Annotated in this window: 10 protein-coding genes; 4 read left to right on the forward strand and 6 right to left on the reverse strand. The window is 73.9% G+C overall.

The features are described from left to right. Positions 1-84 precede the first annotated feature (84 nt). Positions 85-2,406 (reverse strand): PIG-L family deacetylase, encoded by a 2,322-nt coding sequence (locus OG898_RS20125; RefSeq protein ID WP_266958451.1) that lies wholly within the window; start codon positions 2,404-2,406, stop codon positions 85-87. Between the two features lie 217 nt (positions 2,407-2,623). Here OG898_RS20125 and OG898_RS20130 point away from each other — a divergent pair, with 217 nt between their 5' ends. Beyond that, positions 2,624-5,611: a bifunctional [glutamine synthetase] adenylyltransferase/[glutamine synthetase]-adenylyl-L-tyrosine phosphorylase gene (locus OG898_RS20130; protein WP_266958453.1), complete on the forward strand. Its 2,988-nt coding sequence runs from the start codon at positions 2,624-2,626 to the stop codon at positions 5,609-5,611. Between the two features lie 55 nt (positions 5,612-5,666). On the opposite strand, the gene OG898_RS20135 is transcribed toward OG898_RS20130, so the two are convergent. Next, complete coding sequence (locus OG898_RS20135; protein WP_250743627.1) at positions 5,667-6,080, reverse strand: hypothetical protein; 414 nt, start codon at positions 6,078-6,080, stop codon at positions 5,667-5,669. A 163-nt stretch (positions 6,081-6,243) separates the two neighbouring features. Here OG898_RS20135 and OG898_RS20140 point away from each other — a divergent pair, with 163 nt between their 5' ends. Beyond that, positions 6,244-6,447 (forward strand): DUF397 domain-containing protein, encoded by a 204-nt coding sequence (locus OG898_RS20140; RefSeq protein ID WP_266958456.1) that lies wholly within the window; start codon positions 6,244-6,246, stop codon positions 6,445-6,447. Positions 6,448-6,452: 5 nt separating this feature from the next. Here OG898_RS20140 and abc-f read toward each other — a convergent pair whose 3' ends face one another. Further along, the gene (gene abc-f, locus OG898_RS20145; protein WP_266958458.1) at positions 6,453-8,117 is read right to left on the reverse strand and encodes a ribosomal protection-like ABC-F family protein; all 1,665 of its coding nucleotides are present in this window, start codon (positions 8,115-8,117) and stop codon (positions 6,453-6,455) included. Positions 8,118-8,324: 207 nt separating this feature from the next. Further along, positions 8,325-9,200 (reverse strand): SDR family oxidoreductase, encoded by an 876-nt coding sequence (locus tag OG898_RS20150; protein ID WP_266958460.1) that lies wholly within the window; start codon positions 9,198-9,200, stop codon positions 8,325-8,327. 113 nt (positions 9,201-9,313) lie between these two features. On the opposite strand from OG898_RS20150, the gene OG898_RS20155 reads away from it, so the two are divergent. Beyond that, positions 9,314-9,745 (forward strand): helix-turn-helix domain-containing protein, encoded by a 432-nt coding sequence (locus OG898_RS20155; RefSeq protein WP_266958462.1) that lies wholly within the window; start codon positions 9,314-9,316, stop codon positions 9,743-9,745. Between the two features lie 27 nt (positions 9,746-9,772). On the opposite strand, the gene OG898_RS20160 is transcribed toward OG898_RS20155, so the two are convergent. After that, on the reverse strand, positions 9,773-10,513 hold the full coding sequence (locus OG898_RS20160; protein WP_250743621.1) for a PP2C family serine/threonine-protein phosphatase: 741 nt from the start codon (positions 10,511-10,513) through the stop codon (positions 9,773-9,775). Positions 10,514-10,720: 207 nt separating this feature from the next. After that, positions 10,721-11,353, reverse strand: a complete 633-nt coding sequence (locus tag OG898_RS20165; RefSeq protein WP_266958464.1) for a TetR/AcrR family transcriptional regulator — start codon at positions 11,351-11,353, stop codon at positions 10,721-10,723. 121 nt (positions 11,354-11,474) lie between these two features. Here OG898_RS20165 and OG898_RS20170 point away from each other — a divergent pair, with 121 nt between their 5' ends. After that, a complete protein-coding gene (locus OG898_RS20170; protein WP_266958466.1) occupies positions 11,475-12,995 on the forward strand; it encodes an APC family permease in 1,521 nt (506 codons plus the stop codon). The last annotated feature ends 28 nt before the right edge of the window (positions 12,996-13,023 follow it).

Here is a 13,023-nt window from a genome sequence, read left to right on the forward strand (position 1 = left end):
GCCCACCAAAAAACGCCCCCGTGGGGGGCGTTGATGGGTGCGCGCAGGCCCGGCGCAGACCGCGCGCGGGCCTCTACCGGCCGGTCAGGGCGCACCGTTCGGCGGTCCCGCCGGCTGCCACGGAGCCAGGTGCGCGTTCGGGTCGTCCGCCGACGAGGTCACGTACAGGCGCCCGTCCAGCCCCATGACCGCCAGGTCCACCGTGCTCTTGCCGTTCATCGTGGAGGAGGGCGCCCCGACGAACATCAGCGGCGACCGCGCCCACGGCCGGCCCCGGCCGACGTCGGAGCCCAGCTGCCCGCCCGCCGAGCGCCCGGCCAGCAGATGGCCGCTCGCCGTCACCGAGCCGAAGCCCGACAGCCCGCCCACCTCGGTGAGTCCGGTCATCTTCAGCCCGCCGTCACCCGTGAACGATGCCGTACCGACCGCGCCCGAATCCGGCTTGCGGAACCACAGCCGCACGCCGTCCTCCCGGCTCTGCGCCGTGATCGGCAGCGCCGGCGCCGGCAGCCCGGTCGCCGTGGCGGGGCCGAGCGGTGCACCGGCCTTCGGCTGGGCCCAGCCCAGCACGGTCTTGGTGGTCGCGGCCAGGACCACGCGCCGGCCGGCGGCGTCGGTCGCGGCGGCCGGGCTGCCGTGCAGGTCCGAGCCGCCGTACCGGTCCCACGGCCCCCAGGTGCCGGTCGGCGACTGCACCCGCCCCCGCAGGGTGTACGCACCGTCGCGCACGTAGACCGCGAGCTGCCCGGAGCCGTCGACGGCCACCGCGGGCGCGCTGATGTCGGAGGTCCAGTTCTCGTCGGCGATCTCCGGTGTGCCGAGGACCGTCCACTCCCCGAACTCCTGCGAGCCGGGCGCCCGCTGCACGGTGTAGACGACCTCGCGCCGGTAGTCGGCGGGCTTGGCGCCGAAGGAGGTGCGGGTGCCGAAGGCGGCGATCCGGCCGTCGGCCAGCGTCACGGTGGAGATGCCCTGGTCCATGACGGTGCCGTCGGCGCCGGGGAGCAGCCGGGGGCCGCTCCAGGCGCCGAGCAGGCCGTCGCGGTGCCAGAGGGCGAGCTGCCCGTCGAGCACCTTGAACGCCCACAGGCCGTGCTCCTTGTCGGAGGTCAGCCAGGAGGTGGCGGTGCCGCGGGCGTAGTTGATGGAGGAGGTCCAGTGGTTGCCGGCCGGGTGGTCGGCGACCTTCAGGTCCCCGCAGCCGGCGGCGCTGCCGCAGTGGTTCTGCCGGTCGGTCCACGCGTACGTGTCCAGGATGTCCAGCTTGGTCCTGGCCTCGTCCGGGTCGAGGGCGCTGGGGAGCGAGCCGTTGAAGTAGCCGAGGTAGTTCTGCACGGAGAAGTGCGGACGGTCCTTGACCTCCTTCGCGTAGGCGCCGAGCGCGACCTGCACGAAGCGGGCGCCGTAGAAATGGTCCTGGTGGTCCGTGTAGTGCTTGGTGTCGGGGAACCGGCCGGGCGTCGGGTCCTGGGAGCGGACGGTGGTCGGCCCGTACTGCTTCAGGAGGCCGACGAGGGTCCGTACGACCTGGTCCTTCGTGTACGTGAACTGCTGCTTGACCGGGGAGCCGGAGGCGAGCATCGACTCCAGCCGGGGGACCTTGCCGTCCCAGAGGCCGTGCAGGCTGTCGGGCCGGTCCGCCCAGACGTTGCCGGCCTCGCGCAGCTGCAGCCAGACGAGGTTGACCTGCGGCTTCGCCGTGAGGACGTCGACCTCGGCGTGGCCGCCGCCCGCGGTCGGCACGACGGTGCGCCGCCAGGGGCTGTCCCGGTCGCCGGTGGCCATCTTCGCGTAGGCGGCGCGGATGCCGTTCTGGCGGGCCTCGGCGTAGGCGGGCTTGTCGGGCGGGGTGGCGGCCACCTGGGCTTCGCCCGCGTTGATGCCGTCGGCCTCCCCGGAGGTGAGGTACACCGAGGTGACGGGATGGCCCGCCGCTATGGAATAGCGCAGGTCCGGGTTCATGAAGTAGAGGTCGTCGTCGGGGTGCGCCACGATCTGCAGCACCCGGCCGGGGTCCGCGGGGGCCGCCGGGTCGGCGGCCGGGGAGACGGCGCCCACCGCTTTGCCGTCGGCGGCGGCGGGGCGGCCGAGCGCGTCGAGCGCCCCGTTCCCCCGCAGCAGCAGCATCCCCCCGGCGGCGGCCGCCGCACAGAACCCGACGGCCTTGACGACCTTTCCCCGCCGCCTACGGGCCACCGCGCGGGCCCGCCGCGTACGGGCACCGGCGCGGGCGGGGACATCGGCCGGACCATAGCCCGGACCATCGGCGGGGCTCCCGGAGGGGCCTTCGGACGGCCCGTCGGCGGGACCGCCGGCGGGACCACCGGCGGGACCTTCGGCCCGGCCGTCCGGGCGGCCCGGACGTGCGACGGAGGGCTCCTCGGCCGGGAGTTCGGGGTCGGGCATCGGGGGTCCTCCTGGCCGGTCGGCGGGGAGCGGGCCCCATTGCGCGACAAGTCTGCCAAAAATCTGACAATCCGTCCCATCGGGCATGCGGTGAGTCGAACGCCTGCTCCGGCTAGGCTCTCCCCGGGCGGCAGCGCGGATCCCGTCGGAGGCGACACCCCCGCGCGATCGCCCGGCCAGGGCAAGGGCAGGCCCCACGTACGCGGGAGGCGGCGGGATGACAGTCCCGGGACGCAGGAGCAGTACTTTCAGCCGGCTGCTGCGCAGCGGGTTCACCGACCCCTCGGCCGCCGCCCGGCTGCTCGACACCGACGCGCTGGCCGCCGTACGCACCGATCCGGTGCTCCTCGACGCCCTCGGGGCCACCGCCGATCCCGACCTCGCCCTCCTCGGACTGGTCCGGATCGCCGAGGCGCAGACCCCCGAGGAACTGCCCGTCCTCCTCGACACCCTCGTCAGCGCCAAACCCCTGCGCGACCGCCTCCTCGGCGTGCTCGGCGCCTCCGAGGCCCTCGGCGACCACCTCGCCCGCCACCCCCGCGACTGGCAGGCCCTGGTCACCTACGAGGCCGCCGATCTGCACCCCGGGCTACCCGAGTTCGAGCAGGGCCTGGCCGGCGCCCACGACCCCGTCGCGCTGCGCGTCGCCTACCGCCGCTGCCTGCTCTCCATCGCCGCCCGCGACGTCTGCGGGACCATAGACGTAGCCCAGACCGCCGCCGAGCTCGCCGACCTGGCCACCGCCACCCTGCGCGCCGCCCTGCGCATCGCGACCGCCGCCGCCCCCGAGGACGCGGCCGTCTGCCGGCTCGCCGTCATCGCCATGGGCAAGTGCGGCGGCAACGAGCTCAACTACGTCTCCGACGTCGACGTCATCTTCGTCGGCGACGCCGCCCCCGGCGCGGACGAGGGCAAGGCGATCCAGGCCGCCACCCGCCTCGCCTCCCACCTCATGCGGATCTGCTCCGAGACCACCGTCGAAGGCACCATCTGGCCCGTCGACGCCAACCTCCGCCCCGAGGGCAGAAACGGTCCGCTCGTCCGCACCCTCGCCTCCCACCTCGCCTACTACCAGCGCTGGGCCAAGACCTGGGAGTTCCAGGCCCTCCTCAAGGCCCGCGCCGTCGCGGGCGACGAGGCGCTCGGCGCCGAGTACGTCGACGCCATAACTCCCCTCGTCTGGCAGGCCGCCGAGCGCGAGAACTTCGTCCCCGACGTCCAGAAGATGCGCCGCCGCGTCGTCGACAACATCCCCGCCGCCCAGGTCGAACGCGAGCTGAAGCTCGGCCCCGGCGGCCTGCGCGACGTCGAGTTCGCCGTCCAGCTCCTCCAGCTCGTGCACGGCCGCTCCGATGCCACCCTGCACTCCGGCACCACCCTCGACGCGCTCACCGCCCTCGCCGCCGGCGGGTACGTCGGGCGCGCCGACGCCGCCCAACTGCACGACGCGTACCGCTTCCTGCGGGCCATGGAGCACCGCATCCAGCTCTACCGGCTGCGCCGCACCCACCTCGTCCCCGAGGACGAGGCCGACCTGCGGCGCCTGGGCCGCTCGCTGGGCCTGCGCACCGAACCCGTCGCCGAACTCAACAAGGCCTGGCGCCGGCACGCCTCCGTGGTCCGCCGCCTGCACGAGAAGATCTTCTACCGGCCGCTCCTCGACGCCGTGGCCCAGCTCGCCCCCGGCGAGACCAGGCTCTCCCCGCGCGCCGCCGGCCAGCGCCTCGAAGCCCTCGGGTACGCCGACCCGGCCGCCGCCCTGCGCCACCTCGAAGCCCTCGCCTCCGGCGTCACCCGCGCCGCCGCCATCCAGCGGACCCTGCTGCCGGTGCTCCTCGGCTGGTTCGCCGACTCCGCCGACCCGGACGCGGGCCTGCTGAACTTCCGCAAGGTCTCCGACGCCCTCGGCAGGACCCCCTGGTACCTGCGCCTCCTGCGCGACGAGGGCGCCGCCGCGGAGAACCTCGCCCGGGTGCTCTCCGCCGGACGGCTCGCCCCCGACCTCCTCCTGCGCGCCCCCGAAGCGGTGGCCCTGCTGGGCGACCCCGAAGGCCTGGTTCCCCGTACCCACGAGGCCCTGGAGCAGGAGGTCCTCGCCGCCGTCGGCCGCGCCGAGAACCCGGAAGCCGGGGTGGCCGCCGCCCGCGGAGTCCGCCGCCGCGAGCTGTTCCGTACGACCGCCGCCGACATCATCGGCTCCTACGGCACGGAGGACAGCCCGGCCGAGGAGGACCACGGAGCCCTGGTCGACCGGGTCGGCCGCGCCGTCTCCGAACTCACCGCCGCCACCGTCGCCGGCGCCCTGCGCGCCGCCGTGCAGGCGCACTGGGGCGACACCCTGCCCACCCGCTTCGCCGTCATCGGCGTCGGCCGCTTCGGCGGCCACGAGCTCGGCTACGGCTCCGACGCCGACGTCCTGTTCGTCCACGAGCCGCGCGAGGGCGTCGACGAACAGGAAGCCGCCAAGGCCGCCCAGCACGTCGTCTCCGAGATGCGCAGGCTCCTCCAACTCCCCACCGCCGACCCGCCGCTGCTCATCGACGCCGACCTGCGCCCCGAAGGCCGCTCCGGCCCCCTGGTCCGCACCCTGCCCTCGTACGCCGCCTACTACCGCCGCTGGTCGCTGACCTGGGAGTCCCAGGCGCTGCTGCGCGCCGAACCGGTGGCCGGCGACCTCGACCTCGGCCGGCGCTTCATCGACCTGATCGACCCGCTGCGCTACCCGATGGAAGGCCTCGGCGAGGACGCCGTCCGCGAGATCCGGCGCCTGAAGGCCCGGATGGAATCCGAGCGCCTGCCCAGGGGCGCCGACCCGACCCTGCACACCAAACTCGGCCGCGGCGGCCTCAGCGACGTCGAGTGGACCGTCCAGCTGATCCAGATGCGGCACGCCTGGGCGGAACCGGGCCTGCGCACGACCCGGACCCGGGAGGCCCTGGCCGCCGCGCACGCGGCCGGTCTGATCCCGACCGAGGAGGCGCAGATCCTCGACGAGGCCTGGGTGCTGGCGACCCGGGTCCGCAACGCCGTGATGCTGGTCCGCGGCCGCGCGGGCGACACCTTCCCCTCGGAGGCCCGCGAACTGGCGGCGGTCGGCCGCTACCTCGGCTACGCGGAGGGCACGGTCGGCGACATGCTGGAGGACTACCGCCGCATCACCCGCCGTGCGCGGGGCGTGGTGGACGAGCTGTTCTACGGGGGCTAGCCGGCCCGGCTCCTTCCGGCCCCCGCCGGGGCCGGAAGGAGCCGTCGGGCAGGGCTCAGAGGTGGATGTTCACGCAGGCCTGGCCACCGAAGTAGTGGCCGCCGTTCCGCTCCACCCAGAGCTTGGCGCAGTAGTCGCCCGCCTTCGACACGTTGCCCTTGACGTTCTGCCAGTCCGCCTGGTTGTTGCTCCAGTACTGCTGGCTGTTCTTCCAGTGCACGTTGCCGGCCTTGACGTATTCGAAGTGGATCGACCGCGCGGGGCCGCCGTCGGTCCGCCGGGCGCTGCCTTCGACCGAATCGACGTAGAGGCCGCTGCCCCAGACCGAGTAGCAGACCTCCCAGTACCCGAGGCTCTGGTCGCCGCCCCATCCGCACACCTTCGCACTGGCGGAAGCGGGGCTGGCTGTTGCCAGGGTGGCGACGACGATCACGCCGGCGGACAGGGCAGCGGCTAGTGACTTGCGCATGTGACTCCTTGATCAAACGGTAGTTTGGTGGGGGAGTAGTCGGGCCGCGAGAGGATCGGCGGCCGTCGCCAGTGTGCGGAGCGGGTCCGGGGCGCGTCTTGTAGAAATCGGATCCCGGGCGGTCGGGCGGCGTCGGCCTGCATCGAGAAATTGCTGGGGATGCATGAGCATCAAGCCCTCGATAGGCGGTCCTTCCGCACCGACCCGGGGCAAGAGCAGCTACAGCGCCAGCGACAGCAACGACTGCGTCGAGATCGCCGTGCTCCCCGAGGCGACCCCGATCCGGGACTCCAAGGACATCGCCCGCGACCACCTCGCGGTGAACCCCGCCGCGTGGGCGGGGTTCGTGCGGTACGCCGCGGGCTGATCCGGTCAACTCGCTTGCTGCGGAGCCCCGTTCCGTAGCTCCAGCCGGTCGCCCGGGAAGGCGGCGCGGAAGCGGGCGTCGTGGGAGACCGCGACCACCGCTCCCGGGTAGCCCGCGAGCGCCTGCTCCACCTCCTCGACCAGCGCCAGCGACACGTGGTTGGTCGGCTCGTCGAGGACGAGGACGTCCGCGGGCCGGGTCACCAGGCGGGCCAGTTCGAGGCGCCGTCGCTGCCCGGCGGACAGGGCCGCGACCGGAACCGGCAGGTCCTCCTCGTGGAACAGCCCGAGCGTCAGCAGTTCCTCCGCGTGCTCCTCGGGCAGTCCGGGCAGGCCCGCCGCGAAGGCGGACAGCAGCGGGAGCCGGGCGGGGGAGTGGGGCAGCTCCTGTGCCAGGTAGCCGAGCCGTACGTGCTCCGCGCGGCGCACCGTGCCCGTGTCCGGGGCCAGGTCGCCGGCCAGGACCCGTAGCAGGGTGGTCTTCCCGGCCCCGTTCGGCCCCGACACCAGCAGCCGCTGCCCCGGCCGCACGGTCAGCGCGGGGAGCCGGAGCCGGTCGCCGACCCGGATCCCGGACAGTTCGAGCAGCGGCCCCTCGGGGGCGGTACCGGGAGCGGCGATCCCGACGTCGAAGCGCAGCGGCACCGGCGGCGGGGCCACCGGCTCGGCGTGCAGCCGTTCCAGGTGCCGACGGGCCGCCCTGACCTGCCCGGACAGCTTGGCCTCGGAGGAGCGGCGGTGTTTGCCGAAGCCCTGGCCCGGGTCCTTGCCGGTGCGGTCGAGCCGTTGGCCCGCGGCCGCGACCAGGGTTTCGGTGCGGGCCAGGTCCTCCCGCCACTCCGCGTGCCGCTGCGCCCAGCGGCCGCGCGCGGCGGCCTTCGCCGCCAGGTATCCCGCCCAGCCGTCCCCGTACCGCACGACCGTGCGCAGGTCCCGGTCGACCTCCAGGACCGTGCTGGTGATCCGTTCCAGGAAGTCCCGGTCGTGGGTGACGACGACGAGCGTGCCGCGGTGGGCGCGCAGCCGCTCCGCGAGCCAGTCGACGGCCCGCCGGTCCAGGTGGTTGGTGGGCTCGTCCAGGAGCAGGAGTTCGGGAGCCGCGGCCAGGACGCAGGCCAGCGCGAGCCGGGAAGCCTCGCCGCCGGAGAGCGAGCCGATGGTGCGGTCCCGGCTGAGGTGGGCGAGGCCGAGCCCGTGCAGCGCGGCGTCGGTGCGGGCGTCGGCCTGGTAGCCGCCGCGCTCCTCGTAGGCGGTCAGGAGTTCGCCGTACGCGTCGAGGGCGCCGGGATCGGGTGCGCCGCCGGAGCCCAGGGCGGTCTCGGCGGCGCGGATCCGGTCCGCCAGCTCCCGCAGGTCGGCGAGGGCGAGGTCGACGGCGTCCTGGACGGTCTGCCCGGGCGCGAGGCCGAGGGTCTGGGCGAGGTGTCCGGCGCCGCCGGGGAAGACGGCGGTGACCTCGCCGCCGTCGGGCCGCTCGGCCCCGGCGAGCAGCCGGAGCAGGGTGGACTTGCCGGAGCCGTTCTCGCCGATGACGGCGGCCTTCTCGCCGGGCCGTACGGTCAGCGACACCTGGTCGAGCACGACCCGGTCTCCGTAGGCCTTGGTGACTCCGGACAGCGTCAGCTGGGACTGGGACTGGGACTGGGACGGGCGATGGGCGCGCGAGCGCATGGGGATCCCCTCGGGGTACTCGGTCTTCTTCCACGTTCTCCTTCTGGATGCGGTCAGCGCGGACGCGCGGCGCGGGGGCCATGCCCCTCACGCCGCGTCCGCGCCGCTGATCAGCGGAAGAAGTAGTACGAGTACGAACCCATGGGCTCAGGATAACGCGAGGCGAGTCGTTGCGTCTCGCGAGTTTCGGCGGTGCCCGGACCGCCCTCAGGCGGCGCCGCGCGCCGAGGCCACGGCCTCCGCGACCGTCAGCGCCATCGGCGTCGTGGGGCGGCCGATCAGGCGGGACAGGTCGCCGGAGGTGCCGGCCAGCCGGCCGCGCTCGATGGCGAGGTCCACGTCGACCAGGATCTCGGCGAACGGAGCGGGGACCCCCGCACCGGTCAGGACGGAGAGGTGGGCCTCGGGGGTCACGGCGTGGTACGCGATCTCCCGCCCGGTGGCCTCCGCCACCGCCGCCGCGTACTCCGCGAAGGACCACGCCACGTCGCCGCTCAGCTCGTACGCCCGGCCGAGGTGGCCCTCCCCGGTCAGCACGGCCGCGGCGGCCGCCGCGTAGTCGGCGCGTGCCGCCGAGGCCACCCGGCCCTCGTTCGCGTTGGAGAGGACCGCACCGTGTGCGAGCACCGGCGCGAGGTTGCCCGTGTAGTTCTCGGTGTACCAGCCGTTGCGCAGGAAGGTGTGGGGCAGACCCGAGGCGAGGATCAGCTCCTCGGTCGCCCGGTGTTCGGCGGCGAGGTCGAAGTCCGCCTCCGGGCCGCCCAGGATGCCGGTGTACGCGAACTGCGCCACCCCGGCCTCCTTCGCCGCGTCGATCACGGCGGAGTGCTGGGGCACCCGCTGTCCGATCTCGTTGCCGGAGATCAGCAGGACCCGGTCGCCGGACCGGAAGACCCCGGCGAGCGTCTCGGGCGCGTTGTAGTCGGCGACGCGTAGTTCGATGCCCCGGGCGGCGAGCGGGGCGGCCTTCTCCTTGTCGCGGACGACGATGGCGATCTCGGCGGCGGGGACGCCGCGGTCGAGCAGCTCGTCGATGACGAGACGGCCGAGGGCTCCGGTGGCTCCGGTGACGACGATGCTCATGGCGGGTTCACTCACTTCTGGTCTGGGCCTTGCTCCCGTTTTCCGGGCTGTGCACTCACCGTACGGTGGGCACTAACCAAACGACAGTACCCACTTTGAAGTAAGGTACTGGCATGGGAGTAAGTGAGATGCGCGAGAGGTGGACCCAGGCCGAGGCCATGTGCCCGCACCGGCTCGTCCTGGAGCACGTCACCAGCCGCTGGGGCGTCCTCGTCCTGGACGCCCTGCTCGACCGCTCGTACCGCTTCAGCGAACTGCGCCGGCACATCGGAACGCTGGCCAACGTCAGCGAGAAGATGCTGACGCAGACCCTCCAGACGCTGGAGCGCGACGGCTTCGTGCACCGCGACGCCAAGCCCGTCATCCCGCCCCGCGTGGACTACTCGCTCACCCCGCTGGGCCGCGAGGCCGCCGAGCGGGTCCGGGCCCTCGCCCACTGGACGGGCCTGCGCATGGACGACGTGGAGCAGGCCCGCGCGGCCTACGACGAGAAGAAGCGGCGGGCGGAGACGGACCAGCAGGCGGCGGCGAGCCTGCCCGCGTAGCCGGGCGCGGCCGTGGGGGCTTCGCCCTCAGGCGCCGATGCGGACCAGTGCGAGCGTGATGTTGTCGGGGCCTCCGGCCTCGATGGCGGCCTTCCACAGCTCGAACGCGGCCTTGCCGTCGTCGTGCACCCGCAGCACCTCGTCGATGGCCTCGTCGGGCACCGGATCGGTCAGCCCGTCGGTGCACACCAGGTACCGGTCGCCCGTGGACAGCGGGAAGGCCGCCACGTGCGGGGTGAGGACGTGCTCGGCGCGGCTCCCGCCGAGGGTCTGCGTCACGGCCGAGGTGGTGCGCTGCCCCGGCGGAAGCGGCGGGCTGTCGTCCACGCTGACCTGGCGCAGCCCGTCGTCGGCCACCCGGTACACCTTGCTGTCGCCGACGTTGAACGACAGCAGTGACTCCGGCAGGACCAGGGTGCCGGCGACCGTGGTCCCCATGGAGGTCAGCTCCGGACGGCCTTCGGTGGCGGAGTGCACCGCGCGATTGCAGAGGTTCAGCGCGTCCTCGATCGCCTCGGCCCCTTCCAGGGTCGGGCCGAGGAGGGCGAGTTCCCGTACGACCAGCTCGCTGGCGACCTCGCCCGCCGGCTGCCCGCCGAGGCCGTCGGCCACCGCGACGACGAGCGGTCTGCCGAGGGGGAACAGCAGTGTCTGGGGGCTCCGTGTCGTGGTCCCGCACAGCGTCCACGGCCCGATGACCAGGCTGTCCTCGTTGTGCTCGCGGACCAGCCCGACATGGCTCAGGGCGGTCACGGCTATGTACGCCACCACGAGCTCCCGCCTCTCCACGAGTGCGGACGCGCGCAGACGAACGCAGACGCGTCCTTTCCTCGTCGCCCCCCATTGTCCCGCCGCCGGGCGAGCGGCGCGTGTCCGCGGCTCCGGTGGTCGGTGCTGCGTCCGGTGGTCAGTGCTGGGTCCGGCGGTCGGTACTGCGTCCGGCGGTCTGCACTGCGTCCCCTGGTCCGTGCCGGCTCAGGCCCCGCCCGTCTCCCCGGCCGCCCCCGCATCGCCGCGCAGGCCCCGCGCGTACGCCAGGAACGCCGCCAGGCCCACCTCGAAGGCGGCCTCCGCGCGCCCGGAGCCCTGGGCGGCCAGGGCCAGGGCGAGCAGCGGGGTGCCCGGGGTCGGCTCCCACATGGCGTCCGGGGCCGCGAGGTCCAGGGCCGAGCCCAGGACCAGGTTCTCCAGTCCCGTGAGAAGCGGCATCACCTGCTCCGTGGCGAAGCCGGCCCGCAGCAGGAGGGCCACCGCCCGTTCGTACTGCGCGAGTACCGCGGGGGCCCGTACCGGGGTGGTCATCAGCAGCGGGATGGCCCGCGGATAGGCGGCGAAGGCGGCCCGGTACGACCGGGCCCAGGCCTCCAGTGCCCGGTCCCAGGGCTCCGGGGAGGACAGCGTGCCGCCGTCGATCCGGGCGCAGACCCGCTCGCGGATCAGCTCGATGACCCCCGCCCGGCCGTCCACGTGGTGATACAGCGACCCGGTCTGCACCCCGAGCGTCCGGGCGATCTGCGGGACGCTGAACTCGCCCTGTTCGGCGAGCAGTTGCAGTGCCGCACTGCCGATCCGCTCCCGGTCGAGCAGTGGGGTGCGTGGCCGCGCCATCGTATTTCTCCCGCCGTCAGGTCTTCCCGTACGCCAAAACCGGAGGCTACATTGCCGCAAACCGAAAGCCTTTAGGTTTTCGGCTCCCCGCCGCCTGCCGTTCGCAGAAGGGTGCTTCCGCATGCCCGAAACGCCAGAGTCGCCGAAGCGGCCGAGAAGCAGCACCGACCTGCGCCGCGGCGCCCTCGGTACCGCCGACATCTCCTTCTTCGTCGTCTCCGCCGCCGCCCCGCTCACCGTCATGGCCGGCGTCGCCCCCGTCGCGATCCTGCTCGGCGGCGTCGGCGCCCCCGCCGGCTACCTCCTCGCCGGCCTCACCCTCGCGGTCTTCGCCGTCGGCTTCACCACCATGAGCCGCCACGTCCGCAGCGGCGGCGCCTTCTACGCCTACATCGCCCGCGGCCTCGGCAAGCGCGTCGGCATCGGCGCCGCCCTGCTCGCCCTCATCGGCTACAACGGCATGGAGATCGGCGTCTACGGACTCCTCGGCACCACCACCGCCGACACCGGGCGCGCCCTCGCCGGCGTCGACATCCCCTGGCTGCCCGTCTCCCTCGCCGGCCTCCTCCTCATCTGGTACGGCGGCTTCCGCTCCATCGACTTCGGCGCCAAGCTGCTCGGCATCCTGCTCGTCGCCGAGACCGGGATCCTCGTCCTGCTCGCGGGCGGCGTGCTCATCGAGGGCGGCGCCCACGGACTCTCGGCCGGCTCCTTCGCCCCGGGCGCGGTGCTCGTCCCCGGCACCGCGGCCGTCCTGGCCTTCGCCTTCGCCGCGTTCACCGGCTTCGAGTCCACCGTCATCTACCGCCGCGAGGCCCGCGACCCCGACCGGACCATCCCGCGCGCCACCTACATCGCCGTCGCCTTCCTGGGCCTCTTCTACGCCTTCATCGTCTGGACCGTCATCCAGGCCTTCGGCTCCGAGGAAGTCCTCGCCGCGGCCGCCGCGGACCCCGCCGGCCTCTTCTTCACCGCCATCACCACCTACGTGGGCCCCTGGGCGGCCGACCTGATGCACGTCTTCATCGTCACCAGCGTCATCGCCTCCCTCCTCGCCTTCCACAACGCCATCAACCGGTACGCGCTCGCCCTCGCCGAGGAGGGGGTCCTGCCCGCCGCCCTCGGCCGGATCCACCCGCGCCACGGCTCCCCGTACGTCGCCGGTGCGGCGCAGACCGCCCTCGGCGCCGTCATCGTCCTCGGCTTCGCCCTCGCCGGAGCCGACCCGTACCAGCAGCTCCTGCTCTGGGTGAACACCCCGGGCATGATCGGCCTCATGGCCCTGATGCTGCTCGCCGCCATCGCCGTACCCGTCTACTTCCGCCGCGTCCGGCACGACGAGGGGCCCTGGCGGACCCTGATCGCGCCCGTCACCGCCGCCGTGCTGCTGGCCGTCGCGATCTGCCTCGTCATCTCCAAGGTGGCCCTCTTCACCATGGCCTCCACCAGCGTCAACACCCTCCTCGTGGCCCTCGTCCCCGCCGTCTTCCTCGCCGGGCTCGCCCTCGCCCAGCGCCTGAAGACCCGCCGGCCCGAGGTCTACGCCCGCTTCGCGGAGGAGCCGGCCGGGGCCGCGGCACCCGCGGTGCCCGCGGCACCCGCGGCGCAGGGGGAGCCCGCGGCGCCCGTAGCGTCCCCGTAGCCCGCAGTACCCGTACAGCCCGACCGGC

Origin of the sequence: Streptomyces sp. NBC_00193 (genome assembly GCF_026342735.1) — a bacterium.
GTDB classification, from domain to species: domain Bacteria; phylum Actinomycetota; class Actinomycetes; order Streptomycetales; family Streptomycetaceae; genus Streptomyces; species Streptomyces stoeckheimensis.

Bases quoted from the DNA above. Each gene is read 5' to 3' on its own strand.
- OG898_RS20155 (WP_266958462.1), top strand. From the start codon at position 9,314: ATGGGAGTAAGTGAGATGCGCGAGAGGTGGACCCAGGCCGAGGCCATG.
- OG898_RS20150 (WP_266958460.1), bottom strand. From the start codon at position 9,200: ATGAGCATCGTCGTCACCGGAGCCACCGGAGCCCTCGGCCGTCTCGTC.
- OG898_RS20165 (WP_266958464.1), bottom strand. From the start codon at position 11,353: ATGGCGCGGCCACGCACCCCACTGCTCGACCGGGAGCGGATCGGCAGT.
- OG898_RS20140 (WP_266958456.1), top strand. From the start codon at position 6,244: ATGAGCATCAAGCCCTCGATAGGCGGTCCTTCCGCACCGACCCGGGGC.
- OG898_RS20130 (WP_266958453.1), top strand. From the start codon at position 2,624: ATGACAGTCCCGGGACGCAGGAGCAGTACTTTCAGCCGGCTGCTGCGC.
- OG898_RS20135 (WP_250743627.1), bottom strand. From the start codon at position 6,080: ATGCGCAAGTCACTAGCCGCTGCCCTGTCCGCCGGCGTGATCGTCGTC.
- OG898_RS20125 (WP_266958451.1), bottom strand. From the start codon at position 2,406: ATGCCCGACCCCGAACTCCCGGCCGAGGAGCCCTCCGTCGCACGTCCG.
- abc-f (WP_266958458.1), bottom strand. From the start codon at position 8,117: ATGCGCTCGCGCGCCCATCGCCCGTCCCAGTCCCAGTCCCAGTCCCAG.
- OG898_RS20170 (WP_266958466.1), top strand. From the start codon at position 11,475: ATGCCCGAAACGCCAGAGTCGCCGAAGCGGCCGAGAAGCAGCACCGAC.